The sequence below is a fragment of the Ruegeria sp. BC5 genome, assembly GCF_056539205.1.
In genome coordinates this window covers 230,609-252,600 of the sequence record NZ_JBQFUN010000005.1, presented here as the reverse complement: position 1 = coordinate 252,600, position 21,992 = coordinate 230,609, and the positions used below count along the sequence as shown (strand labels likewise).

Here is a 21,992-nt window from a genome sequence, read left to right as displayed (position 1 = left end):
ATATGTTCGACACCGAAAAATCCACCGCTTCTGCATGGTTCCGCCAATTGCGGGACCAAATCGTCACCGCCTTTGAGGCTCTTGAAGACAGCCACGACACCGGGCCGTTTTCGGACGCCAGACCTGGACGGTTCGAAATCAAGGAAACCACGCGCCAGTCCGAAGATGGCACGGATGCGGGCGGCGGATTGATGTCGGTGATGCGCGGTGGCCGCGTGTTCGAAAAGGTCGGCGTCAATATCTCAACCGTCTACGGGACACTTGGCGCGCGCGCGCAGCAGGCGATGGCAGCGCGCAAAGGCATTCCGGGCATGACCGAAGACCCGCGCTTTTGGGCCTCGGGCATTTCGCTGGTCGCGCATATGCAAAATCCGCATGTTCCGGCGGTGCATATGAACACTCGCATGTTCTGGACCCCACATGCATGGTGGTTCGGCGGTGGGTCCGACCTGAACCCTTGCATTGAATATGACGAGGACACGGCCCATTTCCACGCCACGCAAAGGGCGCATCTGGACCCGCACGGGCCAGGTCATTACCCACGCCTGAAAGAATGGGCGGACGAATATTTCTATATCCCGCACCGCAAACGCGCCCGCGGGGTTGGCGGTATCTTCATGGATGATTACTGCACCGGCGATTGGGCTGCGGATTTTGCGCTGACACAAGATATCGGCCGTGCCTTTCTTCCGGCCTTTTTACCCCTGGTCGAACAGCGCCGCGTGCAAGGTTTCAACGATGCCGACAAGAACGCTCAGCTTGTGCATCGGGGCCTCTATGCCGAATACAACCTGGTTTACGACCGGGGCACCAAGTTCGGGCTGGAAACCGGCCACGATCCCGACGCCGTGCTGATGAGCTTGCCGCCGATGGCCAAATGGGTCTGATCTACCCTCAGAAATCGAAATCCATAAAGTTATCGTAGCAACGGCTTTGCGCCCCGGATGCCGACATACTTTCGCCCACGCGGCTGACGCTGATCGAATAACTCTTTTTTGTGCTGCCCCCTTCGGGCTTAGTCAGCGAAAACTCCACCGTCCGTGTTTGCTTTTCATAAGGTCTCGAGACATAAATCTGCTGCGTTGTCGGCAGGCCGAGGGTGCGGATGGCGAAATCACCGATACCGCACCAATAGGCAATTGCCTTTGACGTGCCATGCGTGGCCACTTGATAGTTGCCATTGTCCAATGGCGTCACTGTCGTGCGAAAGCCGGGATTGAAGCCATACCTAAACCCAAACCCGGTCGCTTGCGCCAGGGCTGGCACCAACATCAGAACACCTATGCTGAATAATTTGAATAATTGCATAGTAAATCTCCTCTAACCAAAATACGGCTTTGCTTGAAATGATAGGGATTAGGCTCGATGAGTAAAGTTAACGATAGGCGGCGCAATTCTCACCATTCCGCAACGGAAACGCGCCTATGTGACCGAAATGGTATCATTTCAGGACTTTAGAGGGTAACCTCTGATCGTCGGTCATTTGCACGAGGCACGGGTTGAGCAAGGCATTCCCAAAGGACTGGTTCGACATTCCGCCCGAAAAATATGCGGATTTCGGCGCGCTGTTCTATCTGGCGTCGCTGACAACACCGCATAGGGATCGCAGTCTGGCGCAGGTGCTTTATGCCTTTGAAACGCCGTTCCGGCTGGGCCAATATCACATCTTTCGCCAAAATGGCTTTCCGCGCGGATTCGTGACATTCGCTGGCCTTAGCCCCGAGGCCGAACACCGGTACGCCATTCAGGAAACCCCATTGACCGAAGCTGACTTCACCAGTGGCTCGTCGTTCTGGATCATCGACTTGGTTGCCCCGTTCGGGCAGACCAATCAGATTGTAGAGATGCTGAAAAAGAGCATCCCCCATCCTAGGGTTCGTACGAACCGCATGGACAGTGATATGTCTCAAAACCGGATCGTGGAATGGACGCGTGATGACACGGGCGCGATTCATATGCAGCTGTACCGCAAGCAGGAGTTCGCACAGGTTCTGGCGGCAGAGGGCACGTGATATGGTTTCGATAGCAATTTCGGGTGAAATAACCGGCGATGTGACCGGCAACCCTCCGAACCAGGCTATGGGCGATCTGGATCTGGACAGCAACGTCCCCATTTTGTCGGAAACATGGGTCATCTCTTCGCCTCCAGCTTTTGGAACAGCCAGCGTCGACCCGAATACTGGGGAATGGACTTATACAGTTGACCCGGCGTTTTTTGACAGTCTGGACGACAACCAAATCGTCACCGATACCTTCACCATTCAAGTGACCGGTGAGTTCGGCACTTTTCTTGGGCCTTTCCCTTTCGACCTGCAGCAAGAGATCACGATCACCATCGAAGGGGTGTGTTTTACCGCTGGCACGCTGATCGAAACCCCGGGTGGTGCGCAACTAATCGAGGCCTTATCAGTTGGAGATCAGGTTCTGACCGCAGATCACGGCCCGCAACCGATCCGATGGATCGAAAGCAGCGTACTGCCACCCGAGCGATTACGAGAAAATCCCGCCATGCGGCCTGTCAGGATCAGCGCGGGCAGCCTTGGCCCAAATACGCCCAGCCGGGATTTGCTGGTGTCGCAGCAGCACCGCGTTCTGATCCGCGGTCCCAAGGTCGATTTGCTGTTCGGCACGCCCGAGGCGCTGGTCGCGGCCAAACATCTGTGTTCCTGGCCAGGGATCGATATTGAAACCTCTGACGCGGCCGTCGAGTATTTCCACATTCTGCTGGACGAACATGAAATCCTGACCGCCGAAGGCGCATCGGCTGAAAGCATGTTTCTGGGTGAGGAATCCTTGTACACGCTGTCATCCGAGGCATTGCAGGAATTGGCGGCGATATTCCCCGATACCGCGACCCCTGATGGGAATGGCTTCGGTCGCGCCGCCCGTTTGGTGCTGCGTGAATTCGAAGCGCGCGCGCTGATTTAAGACGGGGTCAGCCTGCCGCCCACATCCTGCGGCGCCAGGGCAACGGTCTTGATTACCGCAAAACAGGACTTGCCCGGTTCCAACCCCAAAGCCGCGACAGAACGGCGGGTCACGCGCGCCAAGATCGGCCCTGCGGACGTTTGCAATGAGACGATGGCGCCCGGCCCGCCGCCCGCGCGGATGGTGTCAACCGTCCCTTCCAACATGTTCAACGCCGACAATCCATCAGGCCGCTTGCTGGACAGGATCACCTCTTGCGCGGGAATACGGATGCGAAGGTCTTCCCCTACCTGATGCGGGATACGTGGCAGGAACAGGCGTGCACCGCCGGCCTCCAGCTCGGTCAACCCATCCGCATGATGTTCCTGAACCCGCACTCTCAGCACCGCGCCCACAGCGCGAACCCCGGCCGGAGCCACGGACGGGTCAGCCATAACTTCTGAGGCAGGGCCATGCCGCACTACTTTGCCATCCTGCAAAGCGACGACAGAGGTGGCCAGCCGTGCGACCTCGGCCGCGGAATGGGTGACGTACAGAATGGGCACTGAAACCTCATCCCGCAGCCGTTCGAAATAGGGAAGGATCTCGGCCTTGCGCGCATCGTCCAGCGCGGCCAGCGGCTCGTCGGCAAGGATCAGGCGCGGGCTGGCCAATAGCGCACGCCCAATGGCGACTCGCTGCTTTTCTCCGCCCGACAAGCCCGCTGGACGGCGATCCAGCAGATGCCCAATGCCAAGCATTTCGATCACTTTGTCCGGGTTCTCGCGGCGCGCGCGCTTTGGTGCGAACCAGCGACCATAGGCCAGATTTTGGCGCACTGTCAGATGCGGGAACAGGCGACCTTCCTGAAAGATATAACCCAACCGCCTGCGATGCGGCGGTAACCAGAGGTCCTGTTCGGTATCAAATAGTTCCCACCCATCAACGGCAACACGCCCGGCTTTGGGCCGCAGAAGTCCCGCCACGGCATTGACCACGGTGGTCTTGCCCGACCCCGACCGCCCGAACAGAACCGTCACCCCCAAGGGCGCGTCAAAGCTGAGGTCCAGCTTGATATCGGGCAGGTCATGCTGCAGGCGGACAGACAGCCTCATGACCCGGACACCCGAGCGGCGGCGCGACGACCAATATATTCCGACAGTAGCAGTGCGCCCATGGCAATGATGATTGAAATCACAACCAGTCGGGTCGCTGCCCCCTCACCGCCGGGCACCTGCAGGAAGGCATAGACGGCTGACGGCAAGGTCTGTGTCTGGCCGGGAATGTTTGAGACAAAGGTGATCGTGGCGCCAAATTCGCCCATTGCCTTGGCGAAAGCGAGAATACTGCCCGCGATCACACCGGGCAGGATCATTGGCAGGGTCACGGTCGCAAACACAAAGGGCCGCGACGCGCCCAAGGTCGCTCCGGCCTGTTCCAACTTGGGGTCTACCGCCTCGATCGACAGACGAATAGCGCGCACCATCAATGGAAAGGCCATAATCCCCGCCGCCAGCGCCGCTCCGGTCCAGCGGAAGGCGACCACGATGCCGAACTCCCCCAGTAGCCTGCCCATCGGCCCCTGAATCCCGAATGTCAACAGCAGCAGATACCCGGTTACAACCGGCGGCAGGATCAGCGGCAGATGCACCAACCCATTCAGCAATTGACGCCCGGGAAACCGCCAGCGCGCCAGCGCATAAGCCACGAAAATGCCAAAGGGCAATGTCACCAACGTCGCCCAGAAGGAAACGCGCAGCGACAATCTCAGCGCTTCAATTTCTGCGGGCCCCAACCATCCCATGTGTCAACTGCCCGGCAGGGTAAAACCCTGTTCTGCAAAGATGGTTTGGGACGTATCCGATTGCAGGTGGTCCAGAAACGCCCGTGCCTCAGGCCGCGCCGAAGTGTTTACGGCAGCGGGGTAAATGATCGGCGGGTGAAGCTCTGACGGGAACGAGGCCACGACCTTCACCCGATCTTCAACCTGCGCATCGGATTGGTAAACGATCCCCAGTGGCGCCGCCCCTGCCGCGACCAGCGCGAGCGCCGCGCGCACGTTGTCAGTCTGGGCGATCCGAGGTTGCACGCCCTCCCACAGCCCCAGTTTTTGCAGGGCCGCCTTGCCGTAGATACCCGCAGGCACCGCATCGACCAGCGCCATGGCCAGATGCCCGCTGCCCAGCCTTGCAATCAAATCGGTGTCCGCCTGAATATGCCCGATCTGCGCCTGATCCGACCCACCGATCAGAACCAGCCCATTGCCCAGCAGATCCACGCGCGAGGCCACGTCGATCAATCCCTGATCCTGCAGAACATCCATCCAATCCACATTGGCGAAAATGAACACATCTGCGGGCGCGCCCAACTGAATCTGCCGCGCCAACACTGACGAGGCCGCATAGGACACCGTCACCTGATGCCCTGTTTGCTGCTCGAATATCGGTGCGATCTCATCCAACGCGGTTTTCAGACTGGCAGCCGCAAACACCAAAACTTCTGCCGCGCTGACCCGGAGCGGTGCCAGCGTTACAGTGCCAAGCACCAGGGCCGCGATTGCGCATCGGCGGGCAAGGGACAGGATCATATGCTCTCGCGTCAGGAAGGTTGCGTCCCTTCGGAGATATCTGAGGCAACCGGGGGCACGCAAGCGTCTTTCCCATACGATCAGGGCCAGCCTGCGGAAAATGAACAAGACTACCGGGGCCTGCGATACACTGGGGCGGATTATCCGGTATTGAGGTAAAGAAATTGTGCCGGACCCTCTTGCACCCGCGCGCAGGCTTGGCTACATGCAGCGTCACGGGTGATTAGCTCAGTTGGTAGAGCGCTTCGTTTACACCGAAGATGTCGGGAGTTCGAGTCTCTCATCACCCACCATTCTCCCTCTGCTTCCACAAATACCACGGACTCGGTGTTATTTGACTCTCGGCCTTGCAACCGATTGCAAAATATAGCTGTTGGCGCATACTATCTGTTTCATGAAATTGCTGATCAGCTTCCCCCCTAACCGTGGGTGCCAGTCATGAGTGTCACCTTGAAAGATGTTGCTGCCCTAGCGGGTGTGTCACGCTCGGCCGTGTCGCGGACCTTTACCGAAGGTGCCTCGGTTTCGGCAAAGACCCGCAGCAAGGTTGAAAAAGCCGCCAAAGAGTTGGGCTACAGCCCCAATGCGCTGGCGTCGTCGCTGACAACCGGGCGGACCAAGCTAATCGGGCTAATTTCCAACAACTTTCACAACCCGATCTTCCTTGAGGTTTTCGACCAGTTCACCCGCGCCCTGCAGGAGCGCGGGCTACGACCCCTGATCGTCAACCTGACGGACGAGACTGAACCGGCCAATTCGGTGCGGATGCTGCGGCAGTATTCTGTGGATGCCGCCATCGTCGCCTCATCGACCCTGCCGCCCAGTTTTGCCAAGGCGTTCCATGATGCTGGCGTGCCGGTGGTGCATACGTTTGGCCGCTCAGCCACGTCGCCCGAAGTGCATGTGGTCGGAATCGACAACGTCGAATGCGGGCGCATGGCGGCGCGGGAATTGCTGGCGCGCGGGTATCGGCGCGTGGGGTATCTGGGGGGGCCAAAAGATGCGACCTCGGCCATGGACCGATATCGCGGCTTTATGGAAGAGGTCGAAAAGCACCCCGAACTTGATGTGTCCCACTCATTCGCGGGAGCCTATTCGTTCGAGGCTGGACGTGCCGAGATGTTGCGACTGCTGGCAGGTGCCCCGGCTGATGGGTATTTTTGCGGTGACGACATTCTGTCGGTTGGGGCGCTGTCCGCCTTGCGCGACCACGGGCTGAAACCCGGCGAAGATATCGGCATCATTGGCCTGAACGACATGGAAATGTCGCGTTGGGAGAACATTGACCTGACCACCATTCATCAGCCGATCAAGCAGATCATCACCTCGTCCGTCGATCTGGTTGAAGAGATGCTGAAAGATCCCAAACGCTATCCCGAAGCGCGAATTTTCCCCTGCCGGGTGATCGAGCGGGGCACATTGCGGCCCCGCCCCTGATTATCGGAACATCGGCGGGCGCGCATCTTTCCACGCGCCGTCTTCTTTGCCTGATGCGACTGCCGCGTGGACGGCAGCAATCGAGCGGACGCCGTCTGAAGCGCCGGGCAGGCCGTCACGGGTTTCTCCGCGGATCGCATCGGCCAGATCGCAATAGATATTGGCGACGGCCAGGGGGAACCCTTCGGGATGCGCAATCGCCACGCGGGACAGGCGCTGCACCTCATCATGCAATCCACCCTCACCCTTTTCAATGATCTGAGTACGCCCCCCCACGGGTGTATAAATCAGCTGGTTGGGCTGTTCCGAGTGCCATCGCACTCCCCCGATTTCGCCAAACACCTGAATGTCGAACCCGTGCTGCCGCCCGATTGCCACGGATGAGGTCCACAGGCGGCCGACTGTGCCGCCCTCCATTCGGAAATTCACCATGGCATCGTCCTCCAGTTCCCGGCTTGGGATGGTCGAGGCCATATCGGCGGACAGTGTTTTGACCTCATCATCGCAGATGAAACTGGCCATATGCAGCGCGTGGATACCGCAATCAGCGAATTGGCCGGACACACCCGCCATGGCCGGATCATACCGCCAACGGACGCGCGGGTTGTCGGCGTCGGTGGCGTCGCCGTGGTGGCCATGGCTAAAATTAGTCACCACCAAGCGCACTTTCCCAATGTCGCCAGCCCGCACCATTGCACGGGCCTGCCGCACCATCGGATAGGCGGAATAGCAATAATTCACTGCACAGATCTTGCCCGAAGCCTCGGCCACGCGGACAATCTCTTCGCCCTCTTCCACGGTCATGGTCATCGGCTTTTCGCACAACACATTGAATCCGGCTTCAAGAAACGCCTTGGCAATCTCGAAATGGGTTGAGTTTGGCGTGGCAATTGTCACCAGATCAATCCGGTCCTCGCGCCCTTTTTCACCTGCCAGCATTTCCTGCCAATCGCCATAGGCGCGGTCCGCAGCAACACCCAGCCGTCGGGCATATTCCCGACCCACATCGGGGCGGTGATCCAGCGCGCCCGCGGCGAGTTCGAACATCCCGTCCGCCAGCGCTCCCAGACGGTGCGCGGGCCCGATCTGGCTGCCTTCGCCACCACCGATCATGCCCCATCTCAGCTTTGCCATGGTTCTAGTCTCTCTTCAGGTTTTACGGTTGCGCGATCAGAAATCGCTTATGTTTTGCCATTGCCGCCGCTCGGACGAGGCCAGCGCTGCAGCCAGCACCCGGTTGACCTCATGCCCGTCACGGAAGGTGGGCCAGATTGCTTGGCCGGTATGGATGGCCTCAAGGAAATCCTTGGCCTCAATGATAATCTGATCCTGATATCCAGTGCCATGGCCTGGGCCCTGACAGAAGGGTTCGTAATCCGGATGTGCAGGACCGGTCAGGATCTTTGTGAAACCGCGATGCGCCTCGGGGCCTTCGCGACGATAGAACCACAGGGCGTTTTGGTCTTCCTGATCGAAACGCAGCGCGCCTTTGGTGCCCGAAATCTCATAGGCATAGCCCATTTTACGCCCGGTCGAGATGCGGCTGACATAGATATTGCCCATCGCGCCACTTTCGAACCGGCACATGATCTGAGCATGGTCGTCATTGGTGACTTTTCCGCCGGGACGGGTTTCGTGGACGGTTTCAACCTCGGCCATCACTTCGGCAATCGGCCCCATCAAGGCCAGCGCCCCATTGACCATATGTGGCGCTAAATCGCCAATGGTGCCGTTTGCCATACCCGTTGTGCGCCACGTAGCCGGGGCATCGGGGTCGGCGTAGAAATCCTCGGTATGTTCACCCCGAAACCAGGTGACCTCGCCCAATTCACCGTCGGCAATCAGTTTCCGTGCAAATTGAGTGGCAGGCGTGCGGACGTAGTTGAAACCGACCATGTTTGTGACACCAGCCGCCTCGGCCGCGGCAACCATGGCATCTCCATCAGCCATCGACGCGCCAAGGGGTTTTTCGCACAGAACCGGCTTGCCCAATGCAAAGGCCGCCTCGGCAATCTGGCGGTGGGTTTCCTGAGGCGAGGCGATGACCACGGCCTCGACCGCCGGGTCATTGACCAGCGCCTGCCAATCCCCAGTCGCGCGTTTGAATCCATAGGCCGCCCGATAGCGTTCGGCGCTTTCAGGGCTTGAGGCACAGATCATTTCCAGACGCGGACGCAACGTGGTGTTGAACACCGCGCCTACCGCTGACATCGCGACGGAATGAGCCTTGCCCATATAGCCGCCACCCACAATTCCAATTCCAATTTCAGGCATCTGTCACGGCTCCGAACATACTATTTGCAACCGGTTGCAAAATGAGTATCGTGTGAATCGATTCAACGCAAGGTCCAAACTTTGCCGACCCCACTTTGCCGGAGGACATGACGTGAGCGCTTTGATAGACGGTATCAAAGGAAACCGCTTTGCCGTGCTAGGGCGTGCCGGCATGGACCTGTATGCCGATCCCATCGGTGTCAAAAGCGAGGATGCCGATACGTTCCACGCCGATCTGGGTGGGTCATCCGCGAACATCTGCGCGGGCCTGGTCAAGCTGGGCAGTCAGGCGTCGCTGATCACCTCAGTCTCGGATGATGCGGTGGGGCGGTTCTGCCTTAACAAACTTCACGATTACGGCGTGGACACGTCCTATATCCGCGTTCTGGGCGGTGAATACCGCATGTCGCTGGCCGTCTATGAAAGCCGAATCGAGAATTTCCAGAACGTCATCTATCGCAATGGCGCAGTCGATTTTCAGGTCACCGACGAAGATATGGACAGGGTTGATTTCTCGGCTTTCTCTGCTGTGATCTCGGCTGGAACCGTCTTTGCCGCCGAACCCTCGCGCAGCGCCACGTTCCACGCCTTTGACAATGCCCGCGCCGCTGGTCTGCCGATCATCTTCGACATCGACTATCGCCCCTACAGCTGGCCCTCGCCCGAGGTTGCCGCGGATGTGCTGTCGCGCGCGGGTGACGCCAGCGATCTGATCGTCGGCAATGACGAAGAATTCGGCTTCATGGCTGGCGGTATCGAAAAAGGGTTCGCAAAAGCCAAGGAACTGGCCGAAAAACCCGGCCGGATCGTCATCTACAAGATGGGCGAGAAAGGTGCCGTCACGCTGGTAGACGGTCAGGAAATTGCCACCGGCATATACCCCGTCACCGCCGTCAAACCCAACGGCGCGGGCGACAGTTTTATGGCTGGCCTGCTGGCCTCGATCGCGGCGGGGCATTCACTGAAAGACGCCGTGATGCGCGGCTCGGCTTGCGCATCAATCGTGGTTTCGCAACCAGGTTGCGCCCCCGCCATGCCCACAACACCCGAGCTGGACGCATTCCTTGCCGCCCATCCCGGCCCGACCGCATAGGAGACCCCAATGCATATCGCACCCTATGACAATCAGAACAAACCCATAGTCGATGCCGACGACCCGATGGTGCCTTTGAACTATTTCAACATCGTCAAACTGAAAAAAGGTGAGGCGTTCGAATATCAGGTGCCGGGGTATGAAACCTGCATCGCCCCCGCCACCGGCAGCGTGGATGTCGACGTTGAAGGCGTACAGTTCCCCAGGCTCGGCAACCGGGGTGAAGACGTCTGGGATGGCGAGCCCGAGGGCGTCTATGTCCCCGTCGGCGCCAAGGCTCAGATGGTCTGCGTCTCGGATCAGGCCGAAGTGTTCATTGCCGGGGCCAAATACGACAAGGTGCTGGACCCGTTCGACGTGCGCGAACATGACCTTGTGCAATATGGTAGCGACGACACTAAAACCCATCGCAAAATCAAGCACATCCTTGGTCAGAAACAGCACGACAAGGTAGGTCGTCTGTTGGTCAGTGAGCTGTTCACCGTGGGTCAAGGCGGTTGGTCCGGATTCCCCAGTCACAAGCACGACACCAACCGCCTGCCGGAAGAGTCGCGCCATGACGAAACTTATAACTTCCGCTTCAAGCCCAATTGGGGATCGGGCCTGCAGATGTTGCAACGCGAAGATAACGAGCCCGGCGATGCCTATCACATCGTCGACGGGTCCACGATTTGCATCGACAAGGGCTATCACCCCTGCTGTGTGCTGCCGGGGTATGAGATGTACTATTTCACCATTCTCGGCGGTCTTAGCCAGAGGTCTCTGGTACAATATTTCCAGCCAACCCATGCCTACCAGATCGAGACAATTCCGGGCATCAAAGACATGATTGCAAAGTTCAAATGACCCTTGTCACGCTGAAAGACGTCCTGTCCCCCGCTTATGAACAAGGCTATGCCGTGGGCGGCCTGGTCACGCTGGGCTGGGAAGACATGCGCGCCTATGTGGCCGCGGCCGAGGCTGAAAACGCGCCGGTAATCCTGCAAGCGGGCCCCAGCTGCCGCGAACACACGCCGTTGCCTGTGCTGGGCAAGATGTTCCGCCATCTGGCCGAAAACGCCTCGGTCCCCGTCGTCGCGCATCTGGACCACGGCTATACGTATGAGGACTGCAAAATCGCGCTGGACAGCGGGTTTACATCGCTGATGTTCGACGGGTCGCGCAAGCCACTGCGGCAGAACATCGACGAGACCGCCGCGATTGCCGAAATGGCCCACGCGGCGGAGATTTCATGCGAAGGTGAGATCGGCTTTGTCGGCTATTCCGGTGGCGAAGGGTCAAATGGTACCGACCCGGCCGAGGCCGCGCAGTTCGCACGTGAAAGCGGTGTGGATGCGATGGCGATTTCTGTCGGTAACGTCCATCTGCAGCAGAACAAGGAAGGCGGCCTAGACGAAGACCGCATCCACCAGATCGACGCCGTGACCGACGTGCCCTTGGTCATTCATGGTGGTTCCGGCGTGCCGGTTGAACAGCGCGCCCGCCTGGCCCGCGAGACCTCGATCTGCAAATTCAATATCGGGACCGAGCTGCGCATGGCCTTCGGCGCCGCCCTGCGCGAAGCCGTAAACAGCGACCCCGAAAGGTTCGACCGGGTCACCATTCTAAAAGAAACCCACGACCCGGTCGAAGCCGCCGCACGGCTCGTGATCCGGGCCTTCGGAGCGCCGCCGCAAAGTTAATATCAGAGCATCTAACATATTGCTTCAAAAAGAGGATTTTGCGCTCCATGAATAATCCTGTTATTCGTGAGGTATGCAACAAAACGCCGAACGCTTCCTCAATAAGCTCTTGCGGGGCATTTCAACTGACCACATAGAAACTGTTAGGGATGCATGGCGGGCATTACTTTCTGATAAGGAAGAGGCCGTCCCGGTCATAAAGAAAAAACTCAACTCCAATGCCTGGAAAAACAATCCTCCGGGTCCTTTACCAAAGTACTTTGGTATCCTGTTGGCGCTGCTAAGCGAGATGGACGGCGACGCGTTCCGGCAGGAAGTCATGCGGCTGGGACCGATCAAACTGCATCCAGTTCATCGCAGAACGCTGAACCTTTTGGCAAAACGGCTGGAAGATGCACCTTCAGCCTATTTGGCCGAAACCGTTCCGGTATTCATTGCCGATGACGTCGCAAATTCGCGTCGCGTCATTCGTAACCTTCAGCGTTGGAGCAAAACCAAAGGATTGTCCTTAAAGGACGTGACCCGTATCGACGTTATCGCCGAGCGGCCTGAGCTTGACTATCTGGGCAGGTACAACCTGTTCTTCTCCGGCATTGTGCTGACCCAACCAACGATCCAACTCAAAGGTCTGATTAGTTGGATTGAAACACTCAACAATGAAGTCACCTTTTACCACGAGGTCGGCCATCACGTTCTTGGGCACAGTGAGGGTGGACAGGTGGCCGAGCAAGAAGAGGAAGCCAACGCCTATGCCCGGTCCATGATCCGCGCGTCGAGACCGGTTTTCTTTTTCGTTGTGGACGTGTTCAAAAAGCCACTGAAGCTGGCCCTCAAACCCTTATTTCCGCAAAGCAAACGTAACTCAAAGCGCGCCGCGTAGACCGATCGGACCTACCCGTCGCGCTCCATGATCCATTCAACCTCGGGAGCGGGTACAAACCGCCACTTGCGTAAAGGTCCGGCCATGACGTTCAGATAGTACATCTCAAACCCATAAGGTGCGCCGCACGGGTGATGGCCGCGCGGGACGGTCACGACGTCGCCGTCTGAGACTGCCATCGTCTCATCCAATTGACCGTCATCGGTATAGACCCGCTGAATGCCAAAGCCGTTGGCCGGGTTCAGGCGGTGGTAGTAGGTCTCTTCCAAATAGGTGATCCGCGGGTAATCATCTTCGTCATGTCGGTGGCTGGGATAAGATGACCAGTGCCCGTTCGGCGTAAACACCTCGGTCACCAGCAGACTGTCGGCATAATCCTCGGCTTCCATCGCGATGTTGTTGATATAGCGCGTGTTCACCCCTTTGCCGCGTTCGGTCAGAGTGATGCCATCAGGACCGATCCGCCGCGCCGCGTGCCCACCTGTTCCCGGAGCGGAGCAGACGGCGATGACGCAATCGGTTTCGGCGATGGCCTGCCACTCAGTTCCGTTTGGCAGATACAGGCAGTGCGGCGGGGTCTTCTCAAAGACATTCATCCGGTCTCCCAGAACACCCCAATCCTGGCCGGCGCCAGTGATCTGCGCCTTGCCCTCGACCACGACCAAAATGACCTCGCGCTCACCAGTGGCCTCAGCCGCCTTATCCCCTGCGCGCAGATGATAGAGTCCGAACCCGACATACTGCCAACTCGCACTAGCCGGGGTGATGTCATGGACCTTGCCATGGGTACCGAAGGGTTTCTTAAGCAGGTCTGCCATTTTAGCCTCCTTGATGTTCTTGCTTCAGGCAGCCTGCCTTGTGTGCAGGGCGGATAGCGCCTTGGCCAGAATTGTTTCGGTCCAACCCTCGACCACGGCCCTTCGCAGGATATTGGCCTGACTTTCCGGCGCGTTGCCTCCGATCGGAGGGTCTGTGTCCAGATTTGTCGGAAACGGGTAGCCTTCCGCTGTGGCGGCGATGGCGGCGTCCAGTTCTGCTCCTGCCAGCTCGCCGCGCTGTTTCAGGGCAATGAGAGAGGGGAAAACCTCCAGCGCCATGGCGCGGCGATCCACCGCCTCCATCGCACGCCCGAACGCGGATGAGATTTGCAGCAGGTTGGCCATCCTGTGGATGTCGGCGCTGCTGTTTTCACCCGCCGCGTGAAACAGCGCCGGGTTGAAAAACACTGCATCACCTTTTGCCAGTGGCAGTTGAACATAATTGTCTTCGAAATGATCCTGATGGGCGGTATCGTGAAACGCCAGATATCCTGATGGGTAAAGCTGTGAGAAAGGCAACAGCTTTGTCGGCCCACTTTCCACTGGCATATCACAATGGGCAATCGCCCCCTGTAACGTCAGCGACGCAGTCACAAGATGGGCATGGGCCGGGTACTGGGCGGCACTGTCCGCGCTTTGAAACCCAAGGTGGTAATCCCGATGCGCCTGCTGCGCTTTACCGCCGGGACGCACCTGATTGACCTGCGCGGTGAGCTGATAGTTCGGGCCTAACCATGCCTCGCACGCTGCCGCAATCGCGGTGTTCCCGAAATACAGCGCAAAGCCTTCGGGGTCGCGAAGGCACTGCTTTTGCAGCGCGTTCCAGATCCGATCATTCGCGCCCGAGACCGCGAAGTGATCGCCCTCGCCCGCCCCGCTTTGGCGTTCCTCGTCGATAAGCTCTCGGAAGATTTCGGTGGCGCGGTCGATGATAGAAGTATCCAAATACGCCCCCTTGAGGGCGATCACGCCAGCGGACTTGTCCAGCACCCAAGCCCATTCCGCCAGCACTGCCCGGCGCGTATCGGGCCGTTCCAATGCCGGGCGCAACGCCTGCATGTCATAAACAGGAATGTTCTTTTCAACCGACGCGGCAAGGGGCACCGCATCGGCCAAAAGGCTTTGCGAGGTCAACACCTTAAACTCATCCAGATCACAGGATTCCCGGTCGAAATAGCCGACATATCCGAGGTCTTGATTTACCATGACTTTTTCCTTTCTCATGGCTTTTGGTGTTGCTCTCTTGGGCAGCGTGTTACGCCTTGATCTTCAACCCTGCCGTTCCGCACACGTCCACAATGTGGTCGTAACCCATCTTGGAGTATTCAGAAGGTGGCGCCTTGGCTGGGTCCTGTTCCGCCTCGACCACGATCCAGCCGTCGTAGTCCATCGCCTTCAGCGCGTTTGCGATCGCCTGGAAATCAATGCAGCCGTCGCTGGGCACGGTAAAAGCCCCGGCGATAACGGCATCCAGAAAACTGCGGTTGTTTTCGCGCGTATCCTGCACCACGGCGGGCCGGATATCCTTGAAATGCACATGATGCACCCGGTCGCCCCAGCGGTTCAGGGTGGCCAGCACATCGCCGCCGCCAAACAGCAGGTGGCCGGTGTCAAAGCATAGCTTCACCTCGGGGCCCGACCCCTCCATCAGCCAGTTCACCTCATCTTCGGTTTCGATGATCGTGCCCATGTGATGGTGATAGGCCATCGTCATGCCCTGATCGCCCATCCACTTGGCCAGATCGGTGATCTTAGCCGCATAGGCCATAACCTCATCTTTCGACAGTTTGGGGCGGTGGTTGACCGGCGTTCCAATCTGCCCCTGCACGGTGTTCGAACACTCGGCGTAAACGATGCACGGACTGTTTAGGGCTACGAATTGCTCGACCTGCGCGCGCACAGCTTCGCGTTCAGTTGCAAAGTCATTGACCAGCGACGCGCCCGAGCACCAGCCACCGCACAGCGCAATGTCGTTGCCGTCGAGATAGGCGCGCAAACCTTCGGTATCGCTGGGCATTCGCTGGCCCCGTTCGACGCCTGTATAGCCGATCTCACGCGCCTCTTTCAGCGCCTGCTCCATGGTGAAGGCCGCAGTAATGTCCGGCAGGTCATCATTCTGCCAGGCGATCGGAGAGATTCCGATTTTTACGCTCATTTCGTGTTTCTTTCCTTGATAGCAACCTCGTAGGCCGCCCGTTTTTCATTCACTTCGGGGCGGATGCTGACCTCGGGAACGGCCACTTCCCACCATGTTCCGCCATGTTCGGTCGAGGGGTACGGATCAGTGTCGATAACCACCACATTCGGCCCCTTGATCTCGCCGCGTTTAGCCAGCGCCTCCTCAAGCTCGGCAATCGAGCTGACCTTAACCGAAGTCGCCCCCATCGCCGCCGCATGGGCAGCAAAGTCGATGGCAGATGGCGTTTCGTGCACCGCATGATCCAGCAGGTTGTTAAACTCAGCCCCGCCCGTGCCCATCTGCAGCCGGTTGATACAGCCAAACCCGCGATTGTCGGTGATGACGACCGTAAACGAAATTCCCATCATCGCTGCCGTCGCCATTTCCGAATTCGCCATCATATAGGTGCCGTCGCCGGTAAAGCAGATCACATCACGTTCCGGTTGAGCCATCTTGATCCCCATGGCACCAGCGATTTCATAGCCCATACAGCTGAACCCGTATTCCATGTGATACGAACCCGGGCGCGGCGCTTTCCACAGCTTGTGCAACTCACCCGGCATGGTGCCCGCCGCACACATCACAACGGTGTCGTTGTGCGAGGCGCGTTGAACCGCACCCACCACCTGCATGTCGGTCGGCAGAGCGTTGCCGTCCCCCGGCGCATCGGTCAGCTTATCGACCTTGCCAAACCATTCAGCCTTCAGCGTGTCGGCCACCGGATCGACACGGTATCCTTGCAAGGCCGTGCCCAGCTCTTGCAGCCCGACTTGCGCGTCGGATTGCAGTGGCATGGCGCCGTGTTTTTCGGCGTCATAGGCAGCTGTGTTCAGGCAAATCGTCTCACGTTCGGGATTCGAGAACAGGCCCCATGAACCTGTGGTGAAATCCTGCAACCGCGTGCCGACTGCCAGAACCAGATCGGCGGCGGCACAAACGTCATTGGCGGGCTCACCGCCAGTGACGCCAACCGGCCCTAGATTCAAAGGGTGATCCCAGGCCAGTGCCGATTTACCAGCCTGCGTCTCGGCAACGGGGACGTTGTGCGTCTCAGCAAAGCTTTGCAGTGCATCGGTCGCGCCCGAGTAATGCACCCCACCCCCGGCAACGATAACCGGACGCTTCGCTGCCTTGATGGCCGCGACGGCACGGGCCAGTTCGCCTTCATCCGGGCGGATACGGCGCTGGTACCAGACCCGCGGCTCAAAAAAGCTTTCGGGATAGTCATAAGCTTCGGCCTGCACGTCCTGACAAAAGGCCAATGTTGCCGGTCCGCAATCGGCCGGGTCTGTCATGGTGCGGAAGGCGCGCGGCAGTGCGGTCAGCAGATGCTCGGGGCGCGAGATACGGTCATAATAGCGGCTGACCGGGCGGAAACAGTCATTGGCGCTGACGGTGCCGTCGCCAAAGCTTTCGATCTGTTGCAATACCGGATCGGGTCCACGCGTGGCGAATACATCACCGGGGACGATCAGAACCGGCAGGCGGTTTACATGCGCCAGCGCGGCCGCTGTCACCATATTGGTCGCGCCCGGCCCAATTGACGAGGTCACCGCCATCGCCCGGGTACGCCGCATCTGCTTGGCATAGGCAATCGCGCAATGCGCCATGGTCTGCTCGTTATGGCCGCGATAGGTGGGAAGGGTGTCTTTGACAGCGTGCAACGCCTCACCCAGACCTGCCACATTGCCGTGGCCGAAAATGGCCCAGACACCAGCGATGAACGGCTCTCCGGCCTCGTTCATCTGCGCACCCAGATAGCGCACCAAAGCTTGCGCTGCGGTCAGTCGGACTGTTTTGCCCATTGTGATCCCTTTCAACACAAGGCCGATTTGGCCAAGCCTGCAATTTTGTTTGATGTCGGGCCGTGGGCCCAATATGGGGGAACGGAGTTAAACCGTTCCGCCCAAGGACCCTTCCAGTTCGGCCAGTTCCTGACCGCCTGCCATCAGGTCCTGCAACTCTTCTGGCGTGATTTCCCCGCGCCGTGCAGTGCCCAGCGTCTTGCCCCGGTTCAACACGGTAAAGCGGTCGCCCACAGCCAGCGCGTGACGCACGTTGTGGCTGATGAAAACAACGCCTACGCCTTGACTGCGCACCTTGTCGATGGTCGCCAAAACGTTCGAAGTTTGCCGCACACCAAGGGCCGAGGTCGGTTCGTCCAGGATCAGAATCTTGGCGCCGAAATGAACCGCCCGAGCAATGGCCACTGTCTGACGTTCACCGCCCGACAAGGTGCCAACCGCCTGATCGGGACCACGCAGGTTGATGCCCATTTTGCGCATCTCTTCCATAGTGATTTCATCGGCCAGTTTCTTGTCGAAGAAATTGATCCCCGCGACTTTGCGCGTTGGTTCATTCCCCATAAAGAAGTTCCGGCTGACGCTCATTAGTGGGATCATCGCCAGATGCTGGTGTACGGTGGCAATTCCCGCTGCAATCGCATCACGCGGATCTTCGAAATGCATCGGCTTATCTTCAAAGAAGATCTCGCCGGCGGTGGGCTTGTGTACGCCCGACATGGTCTTGATGAAGGTCGACTTGCCCGCGCCATTGTCGCCCAGCAAACAGTGGCATTCGCCGGAACACAGATCAAAGCTGACACCGGCCAGCGCAATCACCGAACCGAAGTGCTTTTGAATGTCGACCATCCGAATAATCGGTTTCTTGGCCTGCGCGTCGCCGTGGTGGAACTTGGTGTCTTCGGTCATCTCAGCGTTCTCCTGTGATGATGCGACGGATGTAGGTGTTCAGGATCACAGCACCCAGAAGGATGACGCCCAGGAACACCCGGAATAGCGAGCTTTCGACACCGGCAAAAAACAGGCCCTGCTGCACGACGCCAAAGATCAACGCGCCCAACGCCGCCCCAAGGACCGAGCCATAGCCACCAGTCAGCAATGCGCCGCCAATGACCACGGCGATGATCGCCTCGAACTCTTTCAGCAATCCGCGGTCCGCACCGGCCGAACCAAACTCCATCACCTGACAGGTGGCGAAAACCGTGGCGCAAAAGGCAGTGAACATGAACATCAGCACCTTGACCCGATTCACCGGCACGCCTGAGTTCCGGGCCGCTTCGGCGTCACCACCGGCAGCAAAAATCCAGTTCCCGAACTTGGTTTTGGTCAACAGCACATGGCCAAAGATGATCAGCCCGATTGCCCAGATCAGCAACATGGGAATTCCATCGACGACCGGCTGCCCTTCACGTGTGCCACGTGAGAACGTTTCGATCAGGCCATTGTTGCCCAGCCAGACAAAGAAGCCTTGAAACACCTTGCCGCCAAACACCCACGCTAACCAATCGCCCTCGGCCACGTCCTTGATGCCGCCAATGATGGTTTTGCGTTCGATAGTCTGCGGCAGGTAGATCGTGAAACCGCGCAAGATGAACAGAAATGCCAGGGTGACGATAAAACTAGGCAGCCCCGTTCGTATGACGATGTAGCCGTTCAGCGCGCCGATTGAGACACACAGGGCAAATGTCACCAGGATCGCCATCCAGACCGGCCAGCTAAGCGTGACCGAAAAGATTGCGATCATCATGCCCGCGAAACCAATCATCGAACCGACGGACAAGTCAAATTCACCCGCGATCATCAGCAGACAGGCCCCTACCGCGATGATCATGAATTGCGCCGAGACAATGGACCAGTTCATGATGCCCTGGCTATTGAACATGCCGCTGTCAAAAGCAAAAAGCAGGAAAAAGGTGAAAACAGCAACTGTCCCGACCATGCCGCCCAATTCGGGGCGGATCAGGGCGCGACGCAGTGGCGAGATCTCTTTGATCCGTTCGTCACCGCCTGCCGTGGATTGAACTGTCTCAGACATTGTGGTCCTCCCTCGCGCGGGTTTCCGAGTGTTGGAGTGAGCGGCGGGCGCAGTCCTCTTGCGCCCACCGCATTGTTAAATCAGCGGTATTCGCCCGCGAACTCTTCGATTTTTGTCAGGCCGTCCGCCGTAACGAAGCCCGGACCAGAGTTGATGTTGTTGCCCGGGAGGACGCCATAGCGGTGGTAATTGGCCAGAACCACAACCGGCAGATAGGCCTGCAGGAACGGCTGCTGGTCGATACCCCACTGGATGGTGCCGTCCTTGATGCCTTTGACGATTTCACCGCCCAGATCGAACGTGCCGAAATAAATGTCACCGGCCATTCCATTTTCCTGCAGCGCCAGAATGGTCGGGTCCGCCGATGTCGGACCAAGCGTCAGAACAGCGTCGGTTTCAGGGTTGGCGGAAAGATAGGCCAGAACCCGGTTCTTGATTTCAGCGGGGTCCTGACCGGCGTCGATCATCTGCTCGCCCAGCTCCACACCCAGACCGTCCGCAAATCCCTGACACCGCTCCTGGCTCGAAGGTTGAACGATATAGTGGTTCACGCAAAGAAATGACCCGATCCCGTCCGCTTTGGCCCGCTGACCCGCAGCCAGACCCGCATCATATTCAGGTTGACCCACATACATCAAAGCGCCAACTTCACGCGCCTTTTCGGGCGTGCCGGTGTTCATGATGATCACGTCGATGCCGGAATCCACCGCCGCCTTGATTGGACCTTCCAGAATGTCCGGGTCGGCCAGCGTGGTAATGATACCATTGGGGCCAGACGCCGCTGCCTGGTCGATGATCCGTGCCATGTCAGCCAGGTCACCTGTGGGCGGGTTGCGGTATTCAACCTCGACACCCATCTGTTCGCCCGCCAAGGCGATGCCATTTTTGATTGTGTTCCACCAGCTATCGCTGTCAGGGGCGTGGCTGACTAGAATGTATTTCTCACCCTCAGCCGCAACGCCGGTTGCGGTGACCAGCGCCAGCGCGCTGGCAGCCAGAGCGCTTTTTACGAACTTATTCATTTGGTTTCCTCCCATAAAAACAGTTTGTCTTTATTGCCGGGGCAGCAGCCCCAGTCATTCGGACCGGCCGAATCTCCTCCGCTCCGGGAATCTGGCGGAGCTTTCCCCAGTTTCCGGATATCCGCTCATTTTGCAACCGGTTTCAAAACATCGGCCATTGCAACAGGCTGCCCTGATTGGGCCGAACGGTTCGCAGCTTCGGCCATGGCCAGGGCAGCAACCCCGTCTTCCAGCGTCACTGGCATTGACGAACCGGACTGCACCGCCTGCACAAACGCATCCCATTCTGCGCGGTAGGCAGGCATATAGCGTTCCAAGAAAAAATAGGTCGGTTTCGCCCCAGTGATGCCGTCGGCTGTTGACTTGACCACCGCGTTTTCCAGAATGTTATGGGCTTGCAACAGCCCGCCCGACCCAAGCATTTCGATCCGCTGGTCATAACCGTAGACAGCACGCCGCGAATTCTTGATCACCGCAATCTGACCGCTTGCATAAGTCATTGTTACAACAGCTGTATCCACGTCGCCCGCCCGTCCGATTTCGGGATCGACAATCGAGGTGCCGAAGGCCGAAATCTGCACCGGCAACTGCCCCATCAGATAGTTCGCCATGTCGAAATCATGGATCATCATGTCCCGGAACAGACCACCCGAGACCTTGATATAGCTGACGGGTGGAGGGGCCGGATCGAAAGACGTAATCGACAACAACTCGGGCGCGCCAATTTCACCCTGATCAGCTGCGGATTTCAGAGCCGAAAAGCTGGGATCGAACCGGCGATTGAACCCAACCATCACCGGTTGGCCGGTTTCCGCCGCAATGGCTTGGCAGGCAAGTGCCCGTTCAAGGCTGAGATCGACGGGTTTTTCACACAGAACCGCCTTGCCCGCCCGTGTAGCGGCCTCAATCAAGTCAGAATGGGTGTCAGTCGGCGTCGCGATCAGGACGGCATCAATCGACGGGTCTGCGATGATCTCCATCGAGTCGCGCGCGGTTGCCCCCTGTTCAGTGGCAAGGCTTTCAGCCGCATCGGAAATCGCGTCAGAGACAGCGCACAGCTGGCTTTGCGAATGCGCAGCGATGGCCTGTGCATGTACGCGGCCAATGCGTCCGGCACCAAGCAATCCGATTCTGAGCATGCAGGCCTCCCGATTCTTTAATTCGAGGATACCATGATTTTCTTTGCAACCGGTTGCAAGATATTTTTCAACTTACTCGATACAATCAGGCTTAAAGGGCTCCGCCCCACGTGAGCGGGCCCCAGTAAACCGCCGTC

At 58.5% G+C, this 21,992-nt stretch carries 22 protein-coding genes and 1 tRNA gene; 9 read left to right on the top strand and 14 right to left on the bottom strand.

Annotated elements, in window-relative coordinates; genetic code table 11:
- Positions 1-2 precede the first annotated feature (2 nt).
- A complete protein-coding gene (hemF, locus tag ACR0LY_RS14150; protein WP_170350459.1) occupies positions 3-887 on the top strand; it encodes an oxygen-dependent coproporphyrinogen oxidase in 885 nt (294 codons plus the stop codon).
- 7 nt (positions 888-894) lie between these two features.
- Here the strand turns inward: hemF and ACR0LY_RS14145 are convergent, their stop codons facing one another.
- Positions 895-1,308 carry a hypothetical protein gene (locus tag ACR0LY_RS14145; protein ID WP_170350461.1) on the bottom strand — a complete coding sequence of 138 codons (414 nt, stop codon included), beginning with the start codon at positions 1,306-1,308 and terminating at the stop codon, positions 895-897.
- Positions 1,309-1,499: 191 nt separating this feature from the next.
- Here ACR0LY_RS14145 and ACR0LY_RS14140 point away from each other — a divergent pair, with 191 nt between their 5' ends.
- Positions 1,500-2,012, top strand: a complete 513-nt coding sequence (locus tag ACR0LY_RS14140) for a toxin-activating lysine-acyltransferase (protein ID WP_170350463.1) — start codon at positions 1,500-1,502, stop codon at positions 2,010-2,012.
- Between the two features lies 1 nt (position 2,013).
- Entirely contained in the window at positions 2,014-2,928 is a 915-nt protein-coding gene (locus ACR0LY_RS14135) for a Hint domain-containing protein (protein WP_170350465.1), read from the top strand.
- Here the strand turns inward: ACR0LY_RS14135 and modC are convergent.
- The 3 genes from modC to modA are packed head-to-tail and all read right to left on the bottom strand — an operon-like array spanning position 2,925 to position 5,494.
- Entirely contained in the window at positions 2,925-4,022 is a 1,098-nt protein-coding gene (modC, locus tag ACR0LY_RS14130; RefSeq protein WP_170350467.1) for a molybdenum ABC transporter ATP-binding protein, read from the bottom strand. The two genes, ACR0LY_RS14135 and modC, sit on opposite strands and share 4 nt — an antisense overlap.
- Positions 4,019-4,711 (bottom strand): molybdate ABC transporter permease subunit, encoded by a 693-nt coding sequence (modB, locus tag ACR0LY_RS14125; protein ID WP_170350469.1) that lies wholly within the window; start codon positions 4,709-4,711, stop codon positions 4,019-4,021. The genes modC and modB overlap by 4 nt, the downstream gene beginning before the upstream one ends.
- 3 nt (positions 4,712-4,714) lie before the next feature.
- Positions 4,715-5,494, bottom strand: coding sequence for a molybdate ABC transporter substrate-binding protein (gene modA / locus ACR0LY_RS14120; RefSeq protein WP_170350471.1), 780 nt, complete (start codon positions 5,492-5,494; stop codon positions 4,715-4,717).
- Between the two features lie 217 nt (positions 5,495-5,711).
- Here modA and ACR0LY_RS14115 point away from each other — a divergent pair.
- Both ACR0LY_RS14115 and ACR0LY_RS14110 read left to right on the top strand, forming a co-directional pair.
- Positions 5,712-5,787, top strand: a tRNA-Val gene (locus tag ACR0LY_RS14115).
- Between the two features lie 145 nt (positions 5,788-5,932).
- Positions 5,933-6,931, top strand: coding sequence for a LacI family DNA-binding transcriptional regulator (locus tag ACR0LY_RS14110; protein ID WP_170350473.1), 999 nt, complete (start codon positions 5,933-5,935; stop codon positions 6,929-6,931).
- Here ACR0LY_RS14110 and ACR0LY_RS14105 read toward each other — a convergent pair whose 3' ends face one another.
- Together ACR0LY_RS14105 and ACR0LY_RS14100 are read right to left on the bottom strand one after the other, a co-directional pair.
- A complete protein-coding gene (locus tag ACR0LY_RS14105; RefSeq protein ID WP_170350475.1) occupies positions 6,932-8,065 on the bottom strand; it encodes a Gfo/Idh/MocA family protein in 1,134 nt (377 codons plus the stop codon).
- Positions 8,066-8,101: 36 nt separating this feature from the next.
- Entirely contained in the window at positions 8,102-9,205 is a 1,104-nt protein-coding gene (locus ACR0LY_RS14100; RefSeq protein ID WP_170350477.1) for a Gfo/Idh/MocA family protein, read from the bottom strand.
- Positions 9,206-9,317: 112 nt separating this feature from the next.
- Here ACR0LY_RS14100 and iolC point away from each other — a divergent pair, with 112 nt between their 5' ends.
- The 4 genes from iolC (at position 9,318) to ACR0LY_RS14080 (ending at position 12,860) form a co-directional block, all read left to right on the top strand.
- Positions 9,318-10,298, top strand: coding sequence for a 5-dehydro-2-deoxygluconokinase (gene iolC / locus ACR0LY_RS14095; RefSeq protein ID WP_170350479.1), 981 nt, complete (start codon positions 9,318-9,320; stop codon positions 10,296-10,298).
- A gap of 9 nt (positions 10,299-10,307) precedes the next feature.
- Positions 10,308-11,144: a 5-deoxy-glucuronate isomerase gene (locus ACR0LY_RS14090; protein WP_170350480.1), complete on the top strand. Its 837-nt coding sequence runs from the start codon at positions 10,308-10,310 to the stop codon at positions 11,142-11,144.
- Positions 11,141-11,980, top strand: coding sequence for a class II fructose-bisphosphate aldolase (locus ACR0LY_RS14085; protein WP_170350482.1), 840 nt, complete (start codon positions 11,141-11,143; stop codon positions 11,978-11,980). The genes ACR0LY_RS14090 and ACR0LY_RS14085 overlap by 4 nt, the downstream gene beginning before the upstream one ends.
- 73 nt (positions 11,981-12,053) lie before the next feature.
- A complete protein-coding gene (locus tag ACR0LY_RS14080; protein WP_170350484.1) occupies positions 12,054-12,860 on the top strand; it encodes a hypothetical protein in 807 nt (268 codons plus the stop codon).
- Between the two features lie 11 nt (positions 12,861-12,871).
- Here ACR0LY_RS14080 and iolB read toward each other — a convergent pair whose 3' ends face one another.
- The 8 genes from iolB to iolG form a co-directional block, all read right to left on the bottom strand.
- Positions 12,872-13,678, bottom strand: coding sequence for a 5-deoxy-glucuronate isomerase (iolB, locus tag ACR0LY_RS14075; RefSeq protein WP_170350486.1), 807 nt, complete (start codon positions 13,676-13,678; stop codon positions 12,872-12,874).
- A 24-nt stretch (positions 13,679-13,702) separates the two neighbouring features.
- Entirely contained in the window at positions 13,703-14,884 is a 1,182-nt protein-coding gene (locus ACR0LY_RS14070) for a phytanoyl-CoA dioxygenase family protein (RefSeq protein ID WP_170350488.1), read from the bottom strand.
- A gap of 49 nt (positions 14,885-14,933) precedes the next feature.
- Positions 14,934-15,833 (bottom strand): myo-inosose-2 dehydratase, encoded by a 900-nt coding sequence (gene iolE / locus ACR0LY_RS14065; RefSeq protein ID WP_170350489.1) that lies wholly within the window; start codon positions 15,831-15,833, stop codon positions 14,934-14,936.
- The gene (gene iolD, locus ACR0LY_RS14060; protein ID WP_170350491.1) at positions 15,830-17,662 is read right to left on the bottom strand and encodes a 3D-(3,5/4)-trihydroxycyclohexane-1,2-dione acylhydrolase (decyclizing); all 1,833 of its coding nucleotides are present in this window, start codon (positions 17,660-17,662) and stop codon (positions 15,830-15,832) included. The genes iolE and iolD overlap by 4 nt, the downstream gene beginning before the upstream one ends.
- A gap of 87 nt (positions 17,663-17,749) precedes the next feature.
- On the bottom strand, positions 17,750-18,568 hold the full coding sequence (locus ACR0LY_RS14055; RefSeq protein ID WP_170350493.1) for an ATP-binding cassette domain-containing protein: 819 nt from the start codon (positions 18,566-18,568) through the stop codon (positions 17,750-17,752).
- 1 nt (position 18,569) lies between these two features.
- Entirely contained in the window at positions 18,570-19,694 is a 1,125-nt protein-coding gene (locus tag ACR0LY_RS14050; protein ID WP_170350495.1) for an ABC transporter permease, read from the bottom strand.
- 80 nt (positions 19,695-19,774) lie between these two features.
- Complete coding sequence (locus tag ACR0LY_RS14045) at positions 19,775-20,716, bottom strand: sugar ABC transporter substrate-binding protein (RefSeq protein WP_170350497.1); 942 nt, start codon at positions 20,714-20,716, stop codon at positions 19,775-19,777.
- 125 nt (positions 20,717-20,841) lie between these two features.
- Positions 20,842-21,855 carry an inositol 2-dehydrogenase gene (iolG, locus tag ACR0LY_RS14040; protein ID WP_170350499.1) on the bottom strand — a complete coding sequence of 338 codons (1,014 nt, stop codon included), beginning with the start codon at positions 21,853-21,855 and terminating at the stop codon, positions 20,842-20,844.
- Between the last annotated feature and the right edge of the window lie 137 nt (positions 21,856-21,992).